This window comes from Paenibacillus sp. P4_E11, from assembly GCF_056401635.1.
This window is the reverse complement of the sequence record NZ_JBFUIX010000485.1, coordinates 1-1336: the sequence shown is the minus strand read 5'-3', so window position 1 is coordinate 1336 and position 1336 is coordinate 1. Positions and strand designations below refer to the sequence as shown.

1 protein-coding gene and 1 pseudogene are annotated in these 1336 nt (G+C 49.0%); both read right to left on the bottom strand.

Going from position 1 to position 1336, the window contains the following annotated elements; translation table 11 throughout:
• Positions 1-506, bottom strand: a pseudogene (locus tag AC1DWB_RS35325) (DUF8034 domain-containing protein); the annotation flags it as partial.
• Positions 507-694: 188 nt separating this feature from the next.
• Positions 695-1336 (bottom strand): ArsB/NhaD family transporter (locus tag AC1DWB_RS35320; protein ID WP_477545734.1); only part of this gene is annotated, 642 nt, incomplete at its 5' end.

The following is a 1336-nucleotide window of genomic DNA, read 5'->3' as shown; positions in this document are numbered from 1 at the left end:
CCCTTACTCCCGGTAATCGGTGAACGGATTAACTTCTTAWCGTGGTCGTAATTAGGAACATCCGGGTTAGTCCCGTTATAGAAGCCGGCGAACTTAATCGCCCGCTGTTAGTCCTTGAGCACATTCGGGTCGGCCAAGCCGAAGAAATAGAAGAACAAATACCCTTCCCCATGATGCATCCAATCGTAATAACCGTCGAATTCATTGTGAATTTGCCCGTACTCCGTCCACTGCCATGTAATCGCTTCCCAGATATCTCGGGAGACTCGATACACTTCTTCGCTTCCCCCTAGCGCGTAGAGCAGCGGGAAGTTCATAAATCCCTCATAAGGGTCATCCGAGCCGTCCATTCCTGGCCACTTGTCGCGCCAGATCAGAGTACGGTCTGCACGGGTGTACCGTTCGACGAATTCCATAGCCGCCCGATTCATCGTATCTAGCAACAGCCGTTCAAGTAGCGCCCACTCCGGGGGCTGACATACTTCCGTAGCTGTAATTACACTCATTGATTGCTGTACCGAATGATCTACCATTCCGCTTCCCTCCGTAATCGTAATAACCGGCAAGCCGGACTATTACTGAACTATTCGACTTGTTGTACAATTCCGTATTGAAGGTATATGCATTCAACTAGGATTACTTCCGATATTATCATAAACAAACCGCGAGATATTTGTCATAGATCGATGATATGTTATCCATTTCCGATAAACAGCAACCACAAGTAAAGACCAGTCAACGTAAGGAACAAGGTCGGGACGGTAAGCAGGATACCCACGCGGAAGTAATAGCCCCATGTAATCCGAACCCCCTTGCGAGCCAATACATGCAACCAGATCAGTGTTGCCAGTGAACCGATCGGCGTAATCTTCGGACCTAAGTTCGAGCCGACCACATTGGCATAGATCAACACTTCTCGCACGACACCTTCTGTGAATGTTTCGTCAATAGCGAGTGCCCCTATCAGAACGGTAGGTAGATTGTTCATAAAACTTGACAGTACTGCAGATAGGAAACCCATGCCAATGGATGCGGCGAACAATCCTTCTGACGCGAACTGCTCGATCAAGCCACCCAACAGGTCAGTAAGCCCTGCATTACGAAGCCCGTACACAACCACATACATACCAATGGAAAATACGACGATCGTCCATGGTGCTTCACGCAACACTTGTTTGGTCTGCACCACTTGGCTTCCCCTAGCGGCAAGTAAGAATAAGAGCGCGGCGGCTCCTGCGATCAGACAGACTGGAATCGGCAGCCATTCACTGGTCATATAGGCAACTAGCAGAATACCGATAATAACCCAGGAGAGCCGGAACAAATGCATATCCTT